The 22,360-nt window shown below is 36.8% G+C and carries 12 protein-coding genes; 8 read left to right on the plus strand and 4 right to left on the minus strand.

Annotated elements, in window-relative coordinates; all coding sequences use genetic code 11:
* Window positions 1–31: 31 nt before the first annotated feature.
* From WG904_RS08560 to WG904_RS08575, 4 genes are all read left to right on the plus strand, one after another.
* A complete protein-coding gene (locus tag WG904_RS08560) occupies window positions 32–916 on the plus strand; it encodes an RsmD family RNA methyltransferase (protein WP_339578892.1) in 885 nt (294 codons plus the stop codon).
* Window positions 917–1,002: 86 nt separating this feature from the next.
* Window positions 1,003–2,043 (plus strand): hypothetical protein, encoded by a 1,041-nt coding sequence (locus WG904_RS08565; RefSeq protein WP_339578893.1) that lies wholly within the window; start codon window positions 1,003–1,005, stop codon window positions 2,041–2,043.
* A 121-nt stretch (window positions 2,044–2,164) separates the two neighbouring features.
* A complete protein-coding gene (locus tag WG904_RS08570; RefSeq protein WP_339578894.1) occupies window positions 2,165–3,994 on the plus strand; it encodes a Xaa-Pro dipeptidyl-peptidase in 1,830 nt (609 codons plus the stop codon).
* Window positions 3,995–4,073: 79 nt separating this feature from the next.
* Window positions 4,074–5,504 carry a hypothetical protein gene (locus WG904_RS08575; RefSeq protein WP_339578895.1) on the plus strand — a complete coding sequence of 477 codons (1,431 nt, stop codon included), beginning with the start codon at window positions 4,074–4,076 and terminating at the stop codon, window positions 5,502–5,504.
* Window positions 5,505–5,519: 15 nt separating this feature from the next.
* On the opposite strand, the gene WG904_RS08580 is transcribed toward WG904_RS08575, so the two are convergent.
* Window positions 5,520–8,447, minus strand: a complete 2,928-nt coding sequence (locus WG904_RS08580; RefSeq protein WP_339578896.1) for a DNA gyrase/topoisomerase IV subunit A — start codon at window positions 8,445–8,447, stop codon at window positions 5,520–5,522.
* Window positions 8,448–9,009: 562 nt separating this feature from the next.
* On the opposite strand from WG904_RS08580, the gene WG904_RS08585 reads away from it, so the two are divergent.
* The gene (locus WG904_RS08585; protein ID WP_339578897.1) at window positions 9,010–10,041 is read left to right on the plus strand and encodes an LLM class flavin-dependent oxidoreductase; all 1,032 of its coding nucleotides are present in this window, start codon (window positions 9,010–9,012) and stop codon (window positions 10,039–10,041) included.
* 4 nt (window positions 10,042–10,045) lie between these two features.
* Here WG904_RS08585 and WG904_RS08590 read toward each other — a convergent pair whose 3' ends face one another.
* A complete protein-coding gene (locus WG904_RS08590) occupies window positions 10,046–10,534 on the minus strand; it encodes a cytidine deaminase (protein WP_339578898.1) in 489 nt (162 codons plus the stop codon).
* A 224-nt stretch (window positions 10,535–10,758) separates the two neighbouring features.
* Between WG904_RS08590 and WG904_RS08595 the strand changes: the two genes are divergently transcribed.
* Genes WG904_RS08595 through WG904_RS08605 form a run of 3 tightly spaced genes read left to right on the plus strand, consistent with a single transcriptional unit; the run spans window position 10,759 to window position 18,971 of the window.
* On the plus strand, window positions 10,759–15,678 hold the full coding sequence (locus WG904_RS08595; protein ID WP_339578899.1) for a translocation/assembly module TamB domain-containing protein: 4,920 nt from the start codon (window positions 10,759–10,761) through the stop codon (window positions 15,676–15,678).
* Entirely contained in the window at window positions 15,662–17,980 is a 2,319-nt protein-coding gene (tamL, locus tag WG904_RS08600; RefSeq protein ID WP_339578900.1) for a translocation and assembly module lipoprotein TamL, read from the plus strand. The genes WG904_RS08595 and tamL overlap by 17 nt, the downstream gene beginning before the upstream one ends.
* 4 nt (window positions 17,981–17,984) lie before the next feature.
* Window positions 17,985–18,971, plus strand: a complete 987-nt coding sequence (locus tag WG904_RS08605) for a YihY/virulence factor BrkB family protein (RefSeq protein ID WP_339578901.1) — start codon at window positions 17,985–17,987, stop codon at window positions 18,969–18,971.
* Here the strand turns inward: WG904_RS08605 and WG904_RS08610 are convergent.
* Window positions 18,961–20,310 carry an ATP-binding protein gene (locus tag WG904_RS08610; protein WP_339578902.1) on the minus strand — a complete coding sequence of 450 codons (1,350 nt, stop codon included), beginning with the start codon at window positions 20,308–20,310 and terminating at the stop codon, window positions 18,961–18,963. The two genes, WG904_RS08605 and WG904_RS08610, sit on opposite strands and share 11 nt — an antisense overlap.
* 84 nt (window positions 20,311–20,394) lie before the next feature.
* Entirely contained in the window at window positions 20,395–22,263 is a 1,869-nt protein-coding gene (locus tag WG904_RS08615; RefSeq protein ID WP_339578903.1) for a DNA topoisomerase IV subunit B, read from the minus strand.
* Window positions 22,264–22,360 lie beyond the last annotated feature (97 nt).

Here is a 22,360-nt window from a genome sequence, read left to right on the forward strand (position 1 = left end):
AGATGACAAACCAACAACGAACAAACTAAATATGATACACCTGCTCACACCTACGCACTGGAAAGATTACGAATTGATAGATTGTGGAGATTTTGAAAAATTGGAACGTTTTGGCAACCTAATATTGAGCAGACCCGAGCCTCAAGCGGTATGGAAAAAGATTCTATCGCCCCAAGAGTGGAAAAAGAACACTCATATATATTTTAAAGGACGTTCTGCCACATCGGGCGAATGGATCAAAGCAGAAAAGAATATTCCAGATCGTTGGAATGTAAATTATAAGAATGATGAAATTAGTATCAATCTACGTTTAGGGCTTACTTCCTTTAAACATGTTGGTGTGTTTCCCGAACAAGCCGTAAATTGGGATTATATCTCATCTTCCATTAAAAAATTTAAAAATCCATCTCCAAAAGTCTTAAACTTATTTGCCTATACCGGAGCCGCATCTTTAGTGGCTAAAGCAGCGGGGGCTGATACCACACATGTCGATTCGATTAAGCAAGTGGTAAATTGGGCCAATGAAAATCAAGAGTTATCAAATTTAAAAGATGTACGCTGGGTAGTAGAAGATGCGCTAAAATTTGTGAAAAGAGAATTAAAACGAGGCAAAAAATATAACGGAATTATTTTAGATCCACCAGCTTTTGGGCACGGGCCTAATGGCGAAAAATGGAAATTGGAAGATCATATTCAAGAAATGATGCAAGATGTTGTTCAATTATTAGACGAAAAAGAACATTTCTTAATCTTAAATACCTATTCCCTCGGATTTTCCTCAGTCATCGTAGAAAATCTAATCAAAACATCCTTTCCACAAGTTAAAAACTTAGAAACTGGCGAACTTTATTTGCAGGCAACTTCTGGCATAAAATTGCCATTGGGGGTTTTTGGGAAGTTTAATACATTTTCTTAACGGTTATAAACAGAATGTTAATGTGTTGATAATTATACCATGCCTCTTATCTGAAATAGTGTATTTTTGAGCACTAAACTATCACTATGAAACTAACAAAGATCACAATTGCATTATTTTTAGGAGTAGCTACATTTGGAACACTCACTTCTTGCAGTTCTGATGAAAAAAAGGCTGGAAATAAAACCGCAGCAGCTAAAGATTCAACAGCAGTTGAAGAAACGGAAAACTTACGTGCTCCAGTAGATACCACTAAGTATAACGAATTAATAAAAAAGCTAGCCAATGGCGATACCACCGGCAAATGGCCTGTAAAAAACCAACCTTATCCTCTTGATGGTGCAATATTACCATTTAAACGAATTATCGTTTATTATGGTAACCTTCACTCTAAAAAAATGGGTGCTTTAGGCGAATATGCTCCAAAAGAAATGTGGAAACGTTTAACCGTTGAAGTTAAAAAATGGGAAAAAGTAGATCCATCAACACCTGTGCAAGTGGGTCTACATTATATTGCTGCAGTTGCGAGCGGGACACCGGGAAAAGATGGCAAATACATTAATAGAATGGGCAATAAACAAATCGATTCGGTATTAACAATTGCTAAAATGCGTCCTAATACCATAGTATTTTTAGATTTACAAGTGGCCTTAAGTACCATTAAAGCAGAATTGCCTCATATCGAAAAATACTTGGAAATGCCGCAAGTTCATTTGGGTATTGATCCAGAGTTTTCGATGAAAGATGGATCGTTACCTGGAAAAAAAATTGGAACCTACGATGCAGCAGACATTAATTTTGTAACGGGTTACCTTGCAGATATTGTTAAAAAGCATAATCTCCCTCCTAAGGTTTTTGTATTACATCGCTTTACTAAAAAGATGGTAACGAATAGTCCGCTTATTAAATTAAGACCAGAAGTACAAGTGGTGATGCACATGGACGGGTGGGGCGAACCTGATTTGAAATTGGGCACTTACCGTCACTTTATTTTTGGAGAGCCAGTTCAGTTTACCGGATTTAAATTATTCTATAAAAACGATTTAAAAAAGGAGCCTAAACGTTTAATGACTCCTGAAGAATTAATGAAACTTAAACCTATACCAAGCTATATCCAGTATCAATAGTACGCTATATTCGTAATAATTAAGATAGAAAATCCTCGCTTCGGTGGGGATTTTCTATATTTAATGGAAATTAAACCTAGATATTACTAACAAAACTCAAAATATGATTAACGCTAATTTAATGAAAATCAAGACACTTGCTTTCTCATTTCTAGTATTCACAGCAACTTTTTCGGTTTTTGCCCAAGATAAAGCAAAGCCGGTATTTAAAGATGGCGAGGCGCAAATTGTTCCTGCATTCGAAACGCCCGAGAAATGGATTCGCCACGATCTTTGGGTTGAAACATCATTCGATACCGATGGTGATGGCAAACTCGATCGCATGCATGTAGATGTAACTCGACCTTTTCAAACAGAAACAGAAGGATTAAAGCTTCCTGTTATTTATGAAAGTAGTCCGTATTATGCCGGAACTGCTGGCACAGCCCCCGGAACTTTTTGGGATGTAAAACATGAAGTTGGCGAAAAGCCTCCAATAGCACGGATTCATCCAACAGTGAAACGTACGGGCGCTAGACCTATCATTTCGAATTCATTAATTAGAGAATGGGTAAGAAGAGGGTTTATCATTGTTCATTCATCATCTCCTGGAACTGGACTTTCACAGGGTTCGCCTACAGTGGGCGGAATTAACGAATCGCTAGCACCAAAAGCAGTGATCGAATGGCTTTCGGGAAAAGACAATGGCTACACTACACCCGATGGAAATGAAAAAGTTAAGGCATTTTGGAGTACAGGTAGTGTGGGCATGACTGGAACATCTTATAACGGCACCTTACCCGTTGCAGCTGCAACTACAGGTGTTGAAGGTTTAAAAGCAATTATTCCAGTTTCTCCAAATACATCTTACTATCATTATTATCGCTCGAATGGGTTAATTAGAAACCCTGGAGGCTATTTAGGTGAAGATGTGGATGTATTGTATGATTACATTCACAGCGGTGCGGAAGACAAAAGAGCCTACTCAGACAAAACCATCAGAGACGGAGAAATGGCAAAAGGCATGGATCGTGTTACGGGAGATTATAATGATTTTTGGGCAGGAAGAGATTATTTAAATGCCGTTAAGCCTTGGAAAGCAGCCCTCCTAATGTCGCACGGTTTTAACGATTGGAATGTAATGCCAGAACATAGCTACCGCATTTACAAAGCGGTAGAAGCTAAAGGTGTACCTGCACAAGTGTACTATCATCAGAATGGACATGGCGGTCCACCCCCTCTAAAAATGATGAACAGATGGTTTACCCGCTATTTATTTGGCATCGAAAACGGAGTAGAAAAAGAACCGAAAGCTTGGATTGTGAGAGAAAAAGATCTCCCTGCAAACCCAACAGCTTATGCCGATTACCCTAATCCTGCGGCGGCTGATGTAAAATTATATCTTGGAGGCGGTGGCGCAAGTGCTGGAAAACTTTTAACGGCTAAACCTACTAGTCAAGGTTCAGAAAAATTAGTTGATGATGTTTCTTTTGCAGGAAAGGATTTAGCAAAAGCCGAGAAATCAGAGCATCGTTTAGTATATGTAAGTCCGATTTTAAAAGAAGCAGTACACCTATCGGGACTAAGCCAAGTTACTGTTAAACTTGCAAGCAGTAAAGCTGCAGCTAATTTTTCGGTATGGCTAGTGGCATTGCCATGGAGTGAAGGAACGGGTACGAAACTGATGGATAATGTAATTACACGGGGCTGGGCTGATCCTCAAAACAGCAAATCATTAACTAAAAGTTCACCATTAACGCCAGGTAAATTTGTTGAGTTGAAGTTTAATCTTCAGCCTGATGATCAGATTATTCCAGCGGGTAAACAAATTGGATTAATGCTTTTCTCGAGTGATAAAGAATTCACTCTGTGGCCAAAGGCAGGCACAGAATTAACCATAGATTTAAATGGAACTTCACTTACCTTACCGGTTGTAGGAGGAGCGAATGCTTTTGAAAAGGCGATAAAATAGTAGACAATGGTCGTAGCCTGAGGCTACGACCATAAAATTGCCAATAAGATTCTTATATTTGGAATACCTAATCTCTTCTATGAAAATCTATCTTAAACTAATTTTTGCGATTATGCTCCCGCTTTGCGGATTTTCTCAGCAAAAATTGAGTGATGCCACTTCCTTTAGTCACGCAATCGAGCTTGCCACAACGAACAAAAAGCCCCTATTGATTATTATCGGAATTAAACTTCCTGAAAATGTAACCTTTCCCGTTGTTCCAAACAAAGCAATTAGCGATCCGGAGGTGTTTCAAAAAATGAAGACTAATTTTGTTGTTTATGAAACCGATAGAGGAAACGAAGAGATCAAACCAATCATTACCAAATTCAAGATCGTAAACTTTCCTACTTTTTTGTTCATGCACGCCAATGGTGATGTTTTTCATTCGGAGTTTGGTTATGGCGTAAATAAAAACAAATACCTTTTAATGCTCAATAGGGCGATTTCATACAGCAAAGAGAAATCTTTATCCGAGTTGGAGGACTATTATGTTTCGCATAAAGAGGACAATGTTGCTTTAAAAAAGTTAATTGAAACCAGAGTAAGAAACGGATTAACAGACAATAGCAAGCTGATTGAAAGCTATGTTAATAATCTAAAAATTGCGGATCTCAGTGATTACGAAACTGTGCTCTTTATACTGAAATCTGGACCACTGGCTGATGGAAACGCATTTAAAATGGCTTATAGTAATAGGAAAATAGTTGATAGCATTTTTAAAGTGGAGCCAATCCAGTCTCGAATAGCCATAAATAACACCATCATTGCAAATACAATGGCTAATGCCATTAAAACCAAAAATAGGAGTCAAGCGATTACTGCGGCTAATTTAGCACGGAGTACAAATGGGAGCGATTACCAAGCTGGCAATAGAGGTTTCTACACTAATATTTTAAATTATTATAGAGCCGTAAAAGACACCGCAAATTATATACGAACGGCGATTTCGTTTTATGATTCTAATTATATGACCATCAGTGCCGATTCGATTAAAAAAATTGAAGCAAAGCAAAGGCAAAGAAATGTAGTACCCCCAAGGGTTTTTCCTGGCCAGGCTTATAACCCTAATAACCTTAGTCAAAGACAAATCGATAGTTTAAAGGCTGATCCCAGAACAGTAGTTAGAAGGGAAACATCTGGGGTGATGACAAGTATGGTTAGCATGTCTAACAGTTATGCAAGCGCATTAAATTCAGCTGCTTGGGCTTTTTATATGACGGGAACGAAGAATATCAATTTTCTGTTAAAAGCAGTCTCTTGGGCCACCCGATCTCTTGAATTAAACAAAAGTCCTAACGCTTACGATACCCTTGCCAGATTATTTTATCAATTAGGCTATTTTGAACAAGCTATTAAGACAGAACAAACGGCAATAGAACAGGCGCAGCAGAATAAGGTGCCATATGAAAATCTTCGAGATGTTTTGAAGAAAATGAAAAATAAAACACTTACAATTGAGGGGGATTAACGATTCAGATTGACTTTAAAAAAAGCCGAGCTGTCCTTTATCATCAATCTTAATATCGTCTGGATTGGTAATTTCGAAATCTACTTTTTTTGTTGGTTTAGGTTCCTCTTCTTTTGTTGATTTCTTAGTCTCAATGGGCTCATCATTTTGAGTTTCTGAAGTTTTTGCTGTGCCCTCTGTCTCTACTTCTTTCAAGTTTCCGGATTTAAAAACTGGCTTCTTTTTTGGCATGTCAGGTACAGATTTCTCAATTTCTTCCCGTAATTCGGTTACTTCTGGAGTCACTTCATCAATGCTAATTTCAGTTAGGGTTTCAGATTTTGCATGGTCATTTACATCACTTTCTTCATCCACTTCAAGCGCTACCCCTAAAGGTTCTACATCATCAACTACAATTGGTTCGACCAATTTAATTCCAATTTCCGATTCAGCACCTACCAAACTTACCTTTTTTACATCGTGCTGCGAAAGTCGATTACCATTTGCCTTTAAGCCTTTAACATCTATCAATCCTGCTAAATCTACCGTTAATGTTTCTGGCGTTTTAGACTTTCCTTTTTCTACATCGATTTGCACTTGTGCATCTGGTTTTCCGGTGATAAAAACCATCTTCGACCCTGGTTCTTCACTAATAATACTTACTTCTTTGCCTGCGGGTTGCATTTCAAATGTAAAACGTTTAACAAAGTAGTTTTTTGCTTTGGTATCGTAATGCACGAGTCCATACACCCGTTCAGGGTCGAATTTTTGCATAAGCACAATTCCTGGATCGAAGTGATTACTGAGGTCGAACGAAGTTAATTCGTACCAACCCGCTGCGTTTACTTGCAAAATTTTATCATCACCATCGAACTCACCCAAATATTTACCTCTTCCATCAACATTTAAGCGCTTTAAGAGTTCGTCGTACCAAATTTTAAGCCCAGATAAGGTAGAAACACCTTTACTTTTTAAGGTTACCTTTTTTATAGGGTATTTAGATACAATGTTTCCTTGCGATGCTCTGCCTTTTATGGCCGTTTCGGCAAAATCGATATCAAATTGTAATTTTTTTAATTTAGAATGGGGCTTTAACTGAATATTAATCACTTCAGCTTCGCCATTCGGATTAGCTGTAAAGTATAAAATTTTAGAGCCTTTTGTGCCTTTCGTTAAATCATATTCTTTATCGCGTGTAACGCCTAAAACTGCAAAACGTTTAATGTAATTGGTTCCACTCGCCCCATCACGATAAATAAGATTATAAATTGTACGTTCATCACCCTTTTTAAACACTTGGGCATGAATAATGCCTTTACCAACAAATGTTTTCTCTGCTACTTTGGTTACGATGTACTTTCCATCTTCCCTAAACACGATAATTTCATCAATGTCAGAACAATCGCCCACAAACTCATCTTTACGCAAGCCGGTTCCAATAAAACCATCTTCCCTATTCATGTACAATTTCACATTCGCCAAAGCTACTTTTGAAGCTTCAACTTTATCGAACAATCGGATTTCTGTTTTACGCTCTCTGCCTTTGCCATACTTATCTTTAAGTTTTTGGAACCAAGCAATGGTATATTCAGTTAAATGACGTAAATGGCCTTTTACTATTTTAATCTCATCCTCTAAAGCTTTCATCTGATCGTCGGCCTTTTTCACATCAAATCGGGTGATGCTACTCATGGGTTTATCAATCAATTTTTTAAAATCCTCTGGTAAAATTTCGCGATACAATGAGGATTTAAACGGTTCGAATAAAATATTCAATACCGTATTTACCGCATCAAAATCTGCAGCATTTTCATACTCAGGATTTTTGTACATTCCTTCCTGAATAAAGATCTTGAGCAGCGAGCTGAAGAAAATTTTCTCCTGCAGTTCATGTAATTTAATCTCCAATTCACGCTTTAGCAATTGCTTGGTAAACAGCGTATTTTGGTTTAAAATATCATTAACGGTTAAAAACTGCGGTTTGTCGTCTTTAATGATACAGGTATTAGGTGAAATAGAAACCTCACAAGCGGTAAAGGCATAGAGTGCATCGATGGTTACATCGGGAGAAATACCAGGCGCTAATTGAACTACAATTTCAACCTGTGCAGCAGTATTATCTTCTATTTTTTTGATTTTAATCTTCCCTTTCTCATTAGCAGCCAAAATGCTATCAATAACAGAACCCGTAGTTGTGCTGTAAGGGACTTCGGTAATGACTAAGGTTTTTTTATCTTTCTCCGTAATTTTTGCCCGAACCCTAATTCTTCCACCCCGCATGCCCTCATTATAATTAGAGAAATCGGCCATTCCGCCAGTAAAGAAATCAGGCAGAATATTAGACTTATTGCCCTTTAAAATCTCTATAGAGGCATCTAGAAGCTCTACAAAGTTATGAGGCATCACTTTGGTGGCTAAGCCCACTGCAATTCCTTCGGCTCCCTGAGCTAATAATAAGGGGAATTTAACCGGCAAGGTTATCGGTTCGTTATTTCTACCGTCATAACTTAATTGCCATTCGGTAGTATCGGCATTGAAGACGACTTCGTTGGCAAATTTCGATAAGCGCGCTTCGATATAACGAGGAGCTGCTGCACTATCGCCCGTAATGGGATCACCCCAGTTACCTTGGCAGTCGATCAATAAATCTTTTTGTCCAATTTGAACCATGGCATCGCCAATAGAGGCATCGCCATGGGGATGATATTTCATCGTATTCCCGATTACGTTAGCTGCTTTATTGAAACGCCCATCGTCCATTTCCTTTAGCGAGTGCATAATACGACGCTGTACGGGTTTTAAACCGTCGTGAATATGCGGTACCGCACGGTCTAGAATTACATAAGAAGCGTAATCGAGAAACCAGTTTTCATACAATCCGTTAATCGGAATAACGGTATGCTTATGTTCTGTACCATCCGGTAGGTTTGTCTCGTTTACATTATTGTCTAATTCTTCGCTCATTCGCTATCAAAGTATTGGGATGCGTAAATATAACAGTTGGGATTAAAATTTACGAAGGAAGTTTTAAACAGTTGGCAGTTCTTAGTGGGCAGTTGACGGTTTGGTAGGATAAACTTTTAGTACAAAATAAGAATTCAATTTACTACGTTCTGCAAACATTTAGCTCAAAATCTGCGGCTCTGCTTTTTCTGTGAAAAACTCGGGGCTCTTTGTGTTGAATCTTTGCTGTTTTTAACATCGAGAAAAAGAGTTCTCACAGAGATCACAGCGCAGGCAGGTTTGCCAAACTACTTAAACCGCGAACGCCAAGAGCGCAAAGTTAGGGGTTGTTCTTTTAACACCGAGAAAAAAAGAGCCCACAGATAGAAACGGAGCTATTTTTTAACTGCAAAGAGCAAAGGGTTTAAGTACTCGTTTGCTTGAACCGGCTGTGTTTTCCGTGAAAATCACTCGGCGCTCTCTGTGTTAAACTAAGACGCTAACATAGCCTTTTTAACTTTCTTATCCTATATCAATTCTTGTTCGCTCCTTTCGTCTTAACTTTGGTAAAAATTACAACGTTATGGAATTAGGAATAGGCATGTTTGGCGATTTGCAGGTGAATGCAAAAGGCGAAATACAATCGGCACAACAACGGTTACAAGAGATTATTGAAGAAGTTAAACTGATGGATGAAGTAGGTCTAGATTTCTTTGGTATTGGCGAGCATCATCGACCAGATTATGCGGTTTCGGCTCCAGAAATCATATTAGCAGCTGCTTCTACGGTTACCAAAAATATAAAGTTAGGAAGTGCGGTTTCTGTGCTAAGTTCTTCAGATCCTGTTAAATTATATCAAAGTTTTGCTACCGTCGACTTGATTTCGAACGGTAGAGCCGAGTTGATGGCTGGGCGGGGCAGTTTTATCGAATCATTCCCGCTTTTTGGCTACAATTTGCAAGATTATGATGAATTGTATGAAGAAAAATTAGCGTTGTTATTAAAGATAAATACATCGGAAAAGGTTACTTGGGCAGGAAAATTTAGACCTTCTTTAAGTAACCAGCAGGTTTTACCCCGTGCAGTAAACGATAAGTTGAAAATTTGGGTGGCCATTGGCGGAACGCCTGAATCGGTAGAACGGGCCGGAAGATTAGGCTTACCTGTAATTTTTGCAATTATTGGAGGCAATCCTGCTCAATTTAAACCCTTGTTCGATTATTATAAGGCTGTTTATATAGAACATGGGCATGATCTTTCTAAATTTGAAGTAGGTGTACACATGCATTCTTTTTTTGGGGAACATAGTACAGAAATTGCCGATTACTACTACCCTCTTTATTCATCACAAATGGATCGCGTGGGTCGTTCGCGCGGATGGCCTCCCTATCAAAAACAACAGTTTGATTTTGGGCGCAGCAAAACAGGCGCATTGATTATTGGCGATGCCAATGAGGCAATTGACAAGATTTTAGCGATGGAAGAGCTATTTGGCTTAACGCGGTTCTCTGCGCACATGGATGTTGGCGGACCTTCGCATAAAGCCATGATGAAATCTATAGAAATTTTTGGGACGAGGATTGCACCGAAGGTTAAGGAAGCGTTGGGAAAGTAAAATACTAATTCCCCAACCTATCCTCCACAAAGCCAAATGGCAATAAATTTTTAATGCTCTTAATTTTTAAAATAGGTCCATCAATGCAATAAAACAACACTTCTATTGGCGAACCTTGTCTCTTTTCAGCTTCAATCATAACTTGTAAGCAAGCTCCACAAGAAGTTACGGGGTTTATGATTTTAAAACTGTCTGTATGGGCTGTTATCGCCATGGTTTTAATCACGGCAGTTGGGTAGTTTGCTCCAATTGTAAATAAGGCTACTCGTTCTGCACATAAACCAGATGGGTAGGCCACATTCTCTTGATTACTCCCCAATACAATTTGAGTGTCTGCTAATAAAATGGCCGTTCCTACTTTAAATTTAGAATAGGGCGAATGCGATGTTGTTAATGCATCTTTTGCCTTTTCACACAGCATTTTGTCGCTTTCCGAAAGCTCTTCTATACGATCAAAGGTTTCGTAAGTGATTGTAAAATTTTTAGTGTCCATAAATTAAACTTAGTGATTATTTGTGGCATTATAAACGGAAGTTCAATTGGATAAGTTTTTATAAATAATTCCAAGAACTTTTTTAATCGTCATTTGTTTAAAAACTGGGTGTTTATGGCATGGTATTAGTCATAACTATAATTATCATCTAAAATTTATCTCACTTGAACAAGAATTTACGGAAAGGCTTAAAAATATTTCTATGGATCATCGCTAGCATAATCATGCTCCTTGTTCTTGCAGCCCTTTCGTTAAACATCCCCGCTGTACAGAATTTTGTGAAAGACAAAGCAATTTCTTACATCAAAAAAAAGACGAAAACCGAAGTTAGCCTTGAAAGCATAAAGATTGCTTTGCCAAAAGATGTAGTGCTTAACAAATTTTATATTGAAGATCTTAAGGGCGACACGCTACTTTATGCGGAGAAATTACAGGTTGATATTAGCTTATTTAAACTATTAAAAAATACCGTCGAAATCAATAATATTGAACTAAAAAATATACGGGCCAATGTGAAAAGGGTTCGTCCCGATACTGCATTTAACTTTGCTTTTCTGGTCGATGCTTTCATGTCTGAAGAAAAAAAATCAACAGCAGACACCACAGCACCACTTAGGTTTAGAATCGATAAAGTTCTATTAACCGACATTGGAATTCACTACCGTGATGATGTTGCTGGGAACAATGTAAAATTATACTTAGGAGAATTTAAATCGAAAATAAAGGATTTTGATTTAATAAAACAGCACTTTGTTATAAAAACACTGAGCCTAAAAAACACTTCGTTAAATTATTTACAACAAAAGCCCCTAACCCAATTGGTTCAAAATATAGCCAATAGTGTAGATAGCGCAAAAAAGACCACCGGAAAACTACCTACCATCGAAGTTGAAGATTTTGCCTTTAGCAATGTGAAGGTTAATTACAATGATCAGCTCTCTACGACTAAAGCCATTGCCGATATTAACGATTTAGGTCTCATCAATTTAAAAGTTGATTTAACGAATGGAAAATACGCTGCAGATGAGGCCAGGTTAAATAAATCCAAAATAATATTTGCCTTTAAGCCTGCTCCTAGTAATTCATTGAAAAAAGCAAAAGACACCGTTTTGGACCAAACTTCACCATTATCTTTTTTGATCAAAAAAGTTGATTTTAACGAAAATAATGTACAATTCGACAATTTAGCATCAAAACCTACCAAGAGCTTAGATTTCAATCACCTTTTAATTACAAATTTAAACTTAGGAGCTGAGCAATTTAATTTTAAGAATGGAGAAATTGCGGTTAAAGTAAATAATGCTTCTTTAAAAGAGAGAAGTGGCTTTATTTTAAACGAATTAAAAGGCGATGCAATATATACTGATCAACAAATTAAATTGACAGATGTAGTGCTAAGAACGCCGAATACAAGCATTAACAGTGCTACTGAACTTAATTTTACCTCGCTCGACGATTTAACTAAGCATCCTGAGAAAGTAAGGTTAAACCTCAATTTTAAAAACACAATTATTGGGTTAAAAGATGCTGTATTTTTTAGTGAGGCCATTCCTTTAGCCTATCGAAATGAAAACATCAAGCTAAATGCAAATGTAAATGGTTATTTAAACAACTTAATCATTCAAAAATTACAAGTTAGTGGATTAAAAAGCACTCAGATCGATATCAGCGGAAAAGCAAAGGGCTTACCCGATCTTAATAAAGCCTATTTAGATTTGAATATTAAGAAACTCTATATTACCAAGCAGGATGTGCTTTTAGTTCTTCCAAAAAACACTTTGCCCCCTACAATAGAATTGCCTAACGCCATAAATGCTAAAGGAAATTTTAAAGGATCAATGACCAATTTTGGAACAAATTTAGCCATCCAAACCGATATGGGAAGCGCTACGATTGTTGCTTCTATGAAAGGCCCAGAAGGCAAAGAAAATTATACAGCGCGCATTGGTTTAAATAATTTCAATGTAGGTAAGTTTTTAAAACAGCAAGAAACATTAGGACGTATTTCTGCAAAAGCAGACATAATGGGTAAAGGATTAGACCCTAAGAAAATAAATGCAAAATTTAGCGCAAAAATTTTAAGCGCTACTTACAATAAATATAATTACAGAAATTTAAGTTTAAATGGAACCTATGTTAATCAGCTAATTAATGTTAAAAGTAACTTGCCGGATAGCAATGCTAATTTTAATTTAACAGCAAAGATTAATTTAGCCGGAAAATATCCTGCTATAAAAACAGCTATTGCGCTTAAACAAATTGATCTTCAAAAACTAAATTTTAGTGAAACTCCGTTTGTCATCGCCGGAAATATAAAAGCAGATGTAGCAACTGCTGATGTAGATTACTTAAACGGAAATGTTTTTGCAACTGGATTACAAGTAGTTAAAGATGGCAAACGATTTAATGTAGATACAGTTAAAATAACTGCACTTTCTACGGCAAACGAAAACAAACTCAGTCTGAACTCTGAATTGCTAAGTGTTAACCTTGATGGAAAATACCAGTTAAGTAAAATTGGAAATGCCCTCATTAACCAGCTAAACAAATATTATCAATTTGGAAAAGTTGTGCCCATTCCCAATCAACGCATTAGATTTGCAGTAACGATCTACAACCCAAAATTTTTAAAAGATCTAGTCCCTCAATTAACCACATTTTCATCCTCAACTATACGTGGGGTTTTAGATACGCAAAAAGATAGTTTAGCGATGAATGCTAACTTTCCGAAAATCGTATATGGTGATTTTAAGGTAGATAGTACTAGGCTAACCCTACAAAATAGCGGTCAGAAATTAAATTATAACCTTACGGTTAAAGCCATTCAAAGTTCGGCAATTGCACTCTTTAACTCACAAATTAATGGTGCTGCCACAAATAATCAACTCGACCTCAATTTGTTTTTACGCGATCGGCAACGAAAAGACAAATACGTTATTGGAGGAGTTTTTAAATCATTAAATCAAGACTTTAAGTTCAGTATCGAGCCAAGCAAACTATTGCTCGATTATGAAAAATGGGCAGTTTCTCCTCAAAATTTTATCCAGTTTGGGAAATCGGGTATCATAGCTAATCAGTTTAACTTGAGCCAAGGGGGGCAACTTTTGAGCATTAATAGCATTAGCAATAGGCCAAATTCACCCTTAAAAGTTGAATTCAGAAACTTTAAGATAGAAACCTTAACTCGTTTTGCCGAAACCGACACCACTTTAATTGGCGGCACAATTAATGGGATGATAGATGTGAAAGATGTAATCACCAATCCGAAATTCGAAGCCAACTTAAATGTGAGTAAACTGCGCTATTTAAAAGATGAATTTGGAGATTTAAGTTTACAGGTAAATAACAATACTGAAAATGCCTTTCAAATAGATGCTCAATTAAAAGGCATTCATGAATTGAGAGCAAGCGGATATTATTATACTGCACCTCAAAGTGCCCTTAATATGGTAGTAAACATTGATAAAATAGATTTACGCGAAATAGAAAGTGTAAGTTTAGGCCAAATTAGACAAGGAAAAGGAACGGTAAGTGGCGAACTTTCTGTTAAAGGAGAATTAACTGCTCCAAAAATTTTGGGCGACCTTAAATTTAATGATGCAGCCTTTAATGTGGCCTTTATTAATTCGTATTTTACCATGCCTGATCAAGAGATTAATTTTACCAACCAAGGCATACAATTTAATGATTTTACCTTAATCGACTCCTTGGGTAAAAAAGCCGTGGTGGACGGAATGATATATACCGATAATTTTAAGACCATAAGATTTGGCTTGGATATCAGAACCAATAATTTTAGAGCGATGAACTCGACCGCTTCCGATAATGATATGATTTACGGAACCGTATATTTAACGAGTACGATTAAGGTTCGTGGAGATTTAAATCAGCCTGATGTAAATATGAATGTAAGGGTAAATAAAGGAACTAAGTTTTTTTATTCTTTACCAATTAACGATCCATCCGTTATCGATCAAGAAGGAATTGTTCAATTTATAGATGCTGATGCTCCTCCCTTTAATGGACAAAAAGCGCTGCATGCCGATAGCTTGAGCAAAGCCCCTATGAAAGGGATAAATTTAGTGGCCGACATTACGGTTGACCCTGAAGCGGAGCTAAATGTTGTGGTTGATCCCGCAAATGGCGATGCATTAAAAGTAAAAGGCAATGCCAATCTAAATGCAACAATCGATCCGAGTGGAAAAATTAGCTTAACCGGAAGATATGAAGTGGTAGATGGGTCTTATAATTTATCGGTTGGTCCGCTCGGCAAAAAAGAATTCAGGCTGGTAAAGGGCAGTACAATTATTTGGACCGGTGAACCCACCGCCGCAACAGTAAATTTATCCGCCTTATACGAAGTTAATGCCGCCCCAATAGATTTAATCAACGAACCAGGAAACGTTCAAGCGAAAACAAAATTACCGTTTCAGGTTTATCTATATATGAAAGATGAATTACTTAAGCCAACCATTTCATTTAAGCTAGACTTGCCAGAAAATGAACGTGGAGCTTTAGAAGGTACCGTTTACACACAATTACAAAAAGTAAACAGAGACGAGAGTGAGCTGAACAAACAGGTTTTTGCTTTGCTTGCCTTAAACCGATTTATTGCAAACAATCCTTTCCAAAGTTTAGCAGGTGGTGGTGGTGGCGTTTCTACCTTAGCTAGATCCAGTGTAAGCAGACTATTAACCGAGCAGTTAAACAATTTGGCATCCGATTTAATTCAGGGCGTAGACTTAAATTTTGGCGTAAATTCATCTGAAGATTATTCATCAGGTGCCCTTGAACAAAAAACCGATCTTGAAATAGGCCTATCTAAAAAATTACTAAATGATAGATTAACGGTTACAGTTGGAAGTTCGTTCGGTCTTGAAGGGCCTAAAACGCCCGGTCAGAACTCCACAAACATCGCTGGCAATGTTAACGTAGAATACGCGCTTTCGGCCGATGGAAGATATCGTTTAAGAGCCTATAGGCGTAACCAGAATGAGGGCGTAATCGAAGGTCAGATTATCGAAACAGGGCTTGGATTCACCTTAGTGGTAGATTATAATAAGTTTAGAGAAATCTTCCAAAAAAGAAAAAACAGAAATAGAGCAAAATTAGAGCAAAGACCAAAGAATGAAAGCGCAAACTAAAACTTATACCTTTTTATTTGCTTGTATTATTTTGGCAAGCTGTAGTACGACTAGGAGATTAAAACCTGGTCAGCTATTATATGTTGGCTCGGAAGTAAAAATCAACCCAGACTCTTCTGGCAAAATTGATAATGAAAAAACCATAAAGAAAACATTAGAGACGAAAACCCGACCACGGCCAAACAAATCATTACTCGGCATAAAATGGAAACTACAACTTTATAATTTAGCGGCCGACACAGTAAAACCAAAAGGAATTGGTAATTGGCTGAAAAATAAAATTGGTGAACCACCAGTTTTACTAAGCGAAGTTAAAATAAAATACAATAACGATGTCTTGAAAAGTTATTTAATTAGTCAAGGTTATTTGCAAGCCGAAGTAACCGGAGATACTGTGGTTAGAAATAAAAAAGGGAAAGCCATATATACCGCTTACACAGGAATTCGATATAAAATGAATTCGGTAAGCTTTCCAAAAGATACAGGAACCCTTACCAATAACATTAATGCTAACAAAGATAAGTCGCTGTTAAAAGTTGGTGGTTTTTACGACTTAGATAGCTATAAAAACGAACGAATTAGAATTGATAATGATTTAAAAGAAAGAGGATACTTCTATTTTAGTCCCGATTATCTAATTTTACAGGTTGATAGTACCATTGGCAAAAACTTAGTTGATGTAAGGGTTAAAGTGAAAGATATTGCACCAGATGCCGCATTAAAACCGTATACCATTAGAAACATTAATATTTACCCTAGTTATAATCTAAGGCGAGATAGTTTACTAAGAAGTTTAAAGCCAATTGTATACAACGATTTTAACATCTACGATAATCGAAATACCTTTAAACCAAAAGTTTTTAACCGATTGGTTTTCTTCAAAAAGGGAGAGAATTACAATCGAAAAGACCATAATCAATCGTTAAACCGGATGGTTAACATTGGTGCCTTTCAAGATGTACGGGCAGAATTTTTACCATTAGATAGTTTTAGAAATAATCAATTAGACTTAAATATTTATCTCACACCCTTAAAGAAAAATGCGCTCTCTTTTTCGGTTACGGGAACAAATAAATCGAACAACTTTATAGGTTCGGAAGTTAAAATTACGCAAACCACTAGAAACCTATTTAGAGGAGCAGAAATTCTAGACATGAGTGCCAGTGGCGGCTTCGAAACTCAATACAGTGGGCAGTCTAAAGGCATAAATTCCTATTCATTTACCGCAGAGGGCAAACTTACCTTTCCCCAATTTATTGTTCCGTTTTATAAGCCAAGAAGTACTACTGCATTTATCCCAAAAACGGTAGCTTCACTTTCTTATCAATTATTAAGCAGAGATACGGTATATAAATTAAATTCTTTTAAAGGAGAATTTGGCTACAATTGGAAAGAGAATAGGCATAAAGAGCATAATTTAAACCCTATTGCCATTAATCTTGTACAACCAACCAAGCGCGATTCGGCCGACTTGGTAGCATTATATGCCAAAACACCAGGTTTAGAAAACACCCTACAAGAACAGTTTATTATCGGAAGCAATTATAATTTCACCTTCACCAATCAGATGGAGGAAAGCCGTAGGAATAACACCTATTTCTATGGCAGTTTAGAAACTGGAGGAAATGTATGGGGGGCATTTGTAAGCAAAGATGAGAATGGGAAAAGGGCACTTTTTAACATCCCATTAACTCAATTTATAAGACTAGAAACCGATTTAAGAAATTATCATAAGGTTAATAGGAACTTGATTTGGGCAAATCGCGTGAATTTAGGATATGGATATGCTTATGGCAATAGCACTTCTTTACCTTTTGTTAGGCAGTTTTTTGCAGGCGGAAGCAACGATATTCGGGCCTTTAGAGCACGTTCTTTAGGCCCAGGAAGCTACAAAGTAGATCCTAATCAAGCTTTTGCAGATCAAGCTGGCGATATTAAATTACTATTAAATTCTGAATTAAGGTTTAAGATTACTGGGGTTTTACATGGGGCTATTTTTGCAGATGCCGGAAATATTTGGCTTCGAAAAGAAGATACAGGTGTGCCAGGAACCTCGAATACGGGTAGGCCAGGTTCGGCTTTCAAATTCAGCAATGCCTTAAATGAACTCGCTGTAGGTACCGGTGCAGGCTTGCGTTTAGATGCAACCATATTTGTAATTCGCTTAGATGGCGCCTTTCCACTGCGTAAACCCTATCTCCCCAGTGGACAACGATGGGTGGTAAATGAAGTCGATTTTGGAAGCAAAACCTGGAGAAAAGAAAATTTTATTTTAAACATTGGTATCGGATATCCGTTTTAGCTACATGAAGAAGATAAAAACAGTCGCAGTGCATACCTTTCATCTATTTCTGGCAGCCGGAAAAGGTTTCGCTGAAGATAGGGTTATGAAGTTAAGTGCTTCTTTGGCATATTATACATTATTTTCGCTTACACCTTTAATTATTATTATCATTTCTGCTGCAAGTATATTCTTAGGTGAAAATATGGATCCAAATACTAAACTATTTGGAGAAATTAGTAAGATGATTGGTGTTGATGCGGCAACTCAGTTAAGGGGTTTTGTGAATAATGCCAACCTCTCTGGTAAAAGCACATTTGGATTAATTGTTGGTATTGGCACATTAATTATTGGCTCTACTGCAATTTTTATTGAAATACAAGATAGCATAAACCTTATATGGAAAGTAAAAGCTGTACCGAAGAAAGGGTGGAAAAAATTAATTAAGAACCGATTATTATCTTTTTCATTGATTGCGTCTTTAGGCTTCTTACTTTTAGTCTCATTGGTTATTAATAGTGTAGTGGTTGGAATTGGAAGTAAATTGGAAGTTTACGCAGCTAAAATTGGCATTGCTCAAGTTTCTGAGGTGTTGATGCTCATTACCACGAATATCCTCACACTTGCTGTTGTAACCACGATATTCGCTATTATTTTTAAGGTTTTACCAGATGTAAACTTGAAATGGAAATCGGCCTTAATTGGTGCTTTATTTACGGCCATCTTATTTAGTTTAGGAAAGTATGCCATCGGAATTTACATTGAAAAGGGGAATCCCGGCTCTGCTTTTGGAGCTGCAAGCTCTATTATAGTGATATTGGTTTGGATTTATTATACTTCAATAATTCTATATTTTGGAGCAGAATTTACTCAAGCTTATGCTGAGAAATTTGAGGGCGGAATTTCGCCTTCAAAATATGCAGTGCATCTAAAAACCATCGTAGTAGAGAAAAAAGTAGCGGTTTTGCCTCCTCAACATCCAGAAGATACAGTAGACTGTCCTAAAGATTAATTTGAGCAGCGATTTTTTGAGTTAGTTCATTCTCAGTAAAAGGCTTAAGAATAAGCTCGTTCATGCCAGCATCCAGATACAGTTTTGAATGTTTTGCAAATACATTTGCAGTAACACCTATGATTGGAATAGTTCTCTTTGTTTCATCGTGATGCAGACGCACGGATTTTGATAATGCTACACCATTCATTTTTGGCATCTGAATATCTGTAAGTAGTAAATCATACTTATTTTCCTCGAACATCACTAATGCTTCTTCACCATCTTTTACACTATCAATGATCATTTGGTATTTGTTAAGTACGGTTTTTACCAACAACGTATTTATTTTATTATCATCGGCTATCAAAATACGTTTACCAATTAAATTGGATAAATTTATACTTATTGTATTTTTACTTTCTTGGTACTTCTCATCACAAATCTGGTACGGAATAGAAAAGCTAAACGTAGAGCCTTTTCCCAATTCGCTGGTTACATTGATTTCGCCACCTTGAAATTCAACAATCTTCTTGCAAATGGCTAAGCCCAATCCTGTTCCTTTATGTTGAACTTGTGTAGATAAATTGCTAACCTGAGTAAACTCGTTAAATATCGAATCTAAATCTTTGTAACCAATTCCGATTCCGGTATCTATAATTCGAACATTCAATAGGCCTTGGTTTTTTGAAATCAAAACCACATCAGCCTTTAAGGTTACTGAACCCTTTTGCGTGAATTTAATTGCATTGCTTAATAAATTGATAACTACTTGTTTTAAACGAAGCGGATCTCCACAAAAGCAAATGGCTTCATTAAATAAAATTTGAGTTTTTAGCACAACATTTTTTTGACTCGCTTGGATAACAATATTATTTACCACTTCATTTAAAGCATCAAGAGGCACAAAAGGCAGTTTCTCAAAATTAATTTTACCTGTTTCGCATTTAGAAAAATCGAGAATATCGTTTACCAAATCGAGCAGTAAAATCGATGAACTTCTAACTGCATTTAATTGCTGAGCTTGATGTTCATCCAATTTAGTTTGAACGAGCTGCTCTGAAAAACCAATTATTGAATTGAGTGGTGTTCTAATCTCATGGCTCAAGTTCATCAACCGATCTGCATTCGCCTCCGCTACTTTTTTTTCTTTTAGGTAAGAACGTACGAGGGCATATTCATCTTTATAAATTTTAAACAAATAACATAGAATACCTACAAAAACAATTAAGCACAAAATAGTACTTACACGTAACCGTGAACCACTTTCAAAATGCTTGGCGCAACTATAAAAAACGAGTAAGAGTAAGATTAGGTTTAGCGTACCTAATACCCTATATTTTTGAACATTAACGTGCATATCTTATTATTTAACTGTTGCAAGAATAGCTAAATCACAAGTCTAAATGCATGATAAAAGTATATGAAAACTTGAAGCGGAGAATTATGGCATTGAGACGGATAATTCTTCAAGTTCGTTTACTTCATCCTTTTCAATTCTTAGATTTTTAATAATATGTTGTTGGCGTTCAGGAGTATTTTTGCCCATGTAGTATTCTAACAACTTTTTAATAGTCTGCTCTTTCAAAATTACTGGATCTAACCTAATGTCTTTTCCGATAAATAAGCCAAACTCATCGGGAGATATCTCTCCTAGCCCCTTAAAACGGGTAATCTCTGGCTTGCTGCCTAGTTTTGCAATCGCATCCCTACGCTCTTCATCACTATAGCAATAAATGGTTTCCTTTTTATTTCTTACCCGAAACAATGGCGTTTGCAGAATATAAACATGACCAGCTTTAACCAAATCAGGAAAAAATTGAAGGAAGAACGTCATCATTAACAAACGAATGTGCATGCCATCTACATCAGCATCGGTTGCAATGACAATATTGTTGTAATGCAAGCCTTCTAGCCCATCTTCTATGTTTAAAGCATGTTGTAAAAGATTAAATTCTTCATTTTCGTACACTACTTTTTTCGTAAGCTCATAACAATTTAAAGGTTTCCCTTTTAAACTAAATACAGCTTGACAATCTACATCTCGAGATTTGGTAATGGATCCAGATGCTGAATCTCCTTCGGTAATAAATAAGGTAGTTTCATAACGCTTATCGTGCGTACTATTAAAGTGAACTTTACAATCTCTTAGCTTTTTATTATGCAATGAGGCTTTTTTTGCTCTATCATTTGCCAATTTTTTTATACCCGCAATATCTTTGCGCTCTCTTTCTGATTGGATAATTCTTTTTAAAAGGGCATCGGCTACATCCGCATGTTTATGTAAATAATCATCCAGCTCCTTTTTCACAAAATCCATAATAAAAGTACGAACGGAGGGACCATCTGGCCCCATGTTTTGCGAACCTAGCTTCGTTTTGGTTTGCGATTCGAAAACAGGCTCTTGCACTCTCACAGAAACCGCAGCAATAATAGAGGCTCTAACATCTGACGCTTCGAACTCCTTTTTATAAAATTCGCGAACCGTTTTTACCACAGCTTCTCGAAATGCTGCCTGATGTGTTCCTCCTTGTGTAGTATGCTGCCCATTAACGAACGAATGATAATCTTCACCATACTGTTGCCCGTGAGTCATAGCAATTTCTATATCCTGACCTTTGAGGTGAATAATTGGATAGCGCAGCTCTTCAGGTTTATTTTGTTTTGATAAGAGATCATACAAACCGCGCTCCGAAAAGTATTTTTCGTTATTAAAATTAATGGTAAGCCCAGTATTAAGGTAAACATAATTCCAAATCATGCTTTCAACAAAATCTGGAATATAATGGTAATTCCTAAAAATACTCTCGTCGGGATAAAACGTAATCGCTGTTCCATTACGTTGGGTAGTATCAATTATTGGATGGTCTACTTGAATTTCGCCCTTAGAAAATTCAACTTTCTTAGTTTTAGAATCGCGGTATGACTGTACCACAAAATTGGTAGATAATGCGTTTACCGCCTTTGTACCTACCCCATTTAAGCCTACAGACTTTTGGAAGGCATTGCTATCGTATTTACCTCCTGTATTAATCTTAGACACACAATCGATCACTTTTCCTAAAGGAATACCTCTTCCATAATCGCGAATATTAACTTTTTGATCAGAAACTGTAATTTCGATTGTTTTTCCAGAACCCATTACAAATTCATCGATAGAATTATCTACAATCTCTTTTAAAAGCACGTAAATACCATCATCTTGTGCCGAACCATCGCCAAGTTTGCCAATATACATACCTGGGCGTAAACGGATGTGTTCTTTCCAGTCGAGGGAGCGGATACTATCGTCGTTATAAATTGGTTCTGCCATAGTACAAATTTAAGCTAATCTCATTCTAAACCAATTTAGAATTTTCCACAATCTATGAAAAAAGCCTGAAGTCTTTAGTCATCAGTCTCAAGTCTAA

Origin of the sequence: Pedobacter anseongensis (assembly GCF_037482965.1) — a bacterium.
GTDB lineage: Bacteria > Bacteroidota > Bacteroidia > Sphingobacteriales > Sphingobacteriaceae > Pedobacter > Pedobacter anseongensis.

Excerpts from the sequence above, each read along its gene's own strand:
- WG904_RS08615 (WP_339578903.1), bottom strand. The coding sequence starts at position 22,263 with ATGGCAGAACCAATTTATAACGACGATAGTATCCGCTCCCTCGACTGG.
- WG904_RS08580 (WP_339578896.1), bottom strand. The coding sequence starts at position 8,447 with ATGAGCGAAGAATTAGACAATAATGTAAACGAGACAAACCTACCGGAT.
- WG904_RS08565 (WP_339578893.1), top strand. The coding sequence starts at position 1,003 with ATGAAACTAACAAAGATCACAATTGCATTATTTTTAGGAGTAGCTACA.
- WG904_RS08595 (WP_339578899.1), top strand. The coding sequence starts at position 10,759 with ATGCTCCTTGTTCTTGCAGCCCTTTCGTTAAACATCCCCGCTGTACAG.
- WG904_RS08610 (WP_339578902.1), bottom strand. The coding sequence starts at position 20,310 with ATGCACGTTAATGTTCAAAAATATAGGGTATTAGGTACGCTAAACCTA.
- WG904_RS08560 (WP_339578892.1), top strand. The coding sequence starts at position 32 with ATGATACACCTGCTCACACCTACGCACTGGAAAGATTACGAATTGATA.
- WG904_RS08590 (WP_339578898.1), bottom strand. The coding sequence starts at position 10,534 with ATGGACACTAAAAATTTTACAATCACTTACGAAACCTTTGATCGTATA.
- WG904_RS08605 (WP_339578901.1), top strand. The coding sequence starts at position 17,985 with ATGAAGAAGATAAAAACAGTCGCAGTGCATACCTTTCATCTATTTCTG.
- WG904_RS08585 (WP_339578897.1), top strand. The coding sequence starts at position 9,010 with ATGGAATTAGGAATAGGCATGTTTGGCGATTTGCAGGTGAATGCAAAA.
- WG904_RS08570 (WP_339578894.1), top strand. The coding sequence starts at position 2,165 with ATGAAAATCAAGACACTTGCTTTCTCATTTCTAGTATTCACAGCAACT.
- tamL (WP_339578900.1), top strand. The coding sequence starts at position 15,662 with ATGAAAGCGCAAACTAAAACTTATACCTTTTTATTTGCTTGTATTATT.
- WG904_RS08575 (WP_339578895.1), top strand. The coding sequence starts at position 4,074 with ATGAAAATCTATCTTAAACTAATTTTTGCGATTATGCTCCCGCTTTGC.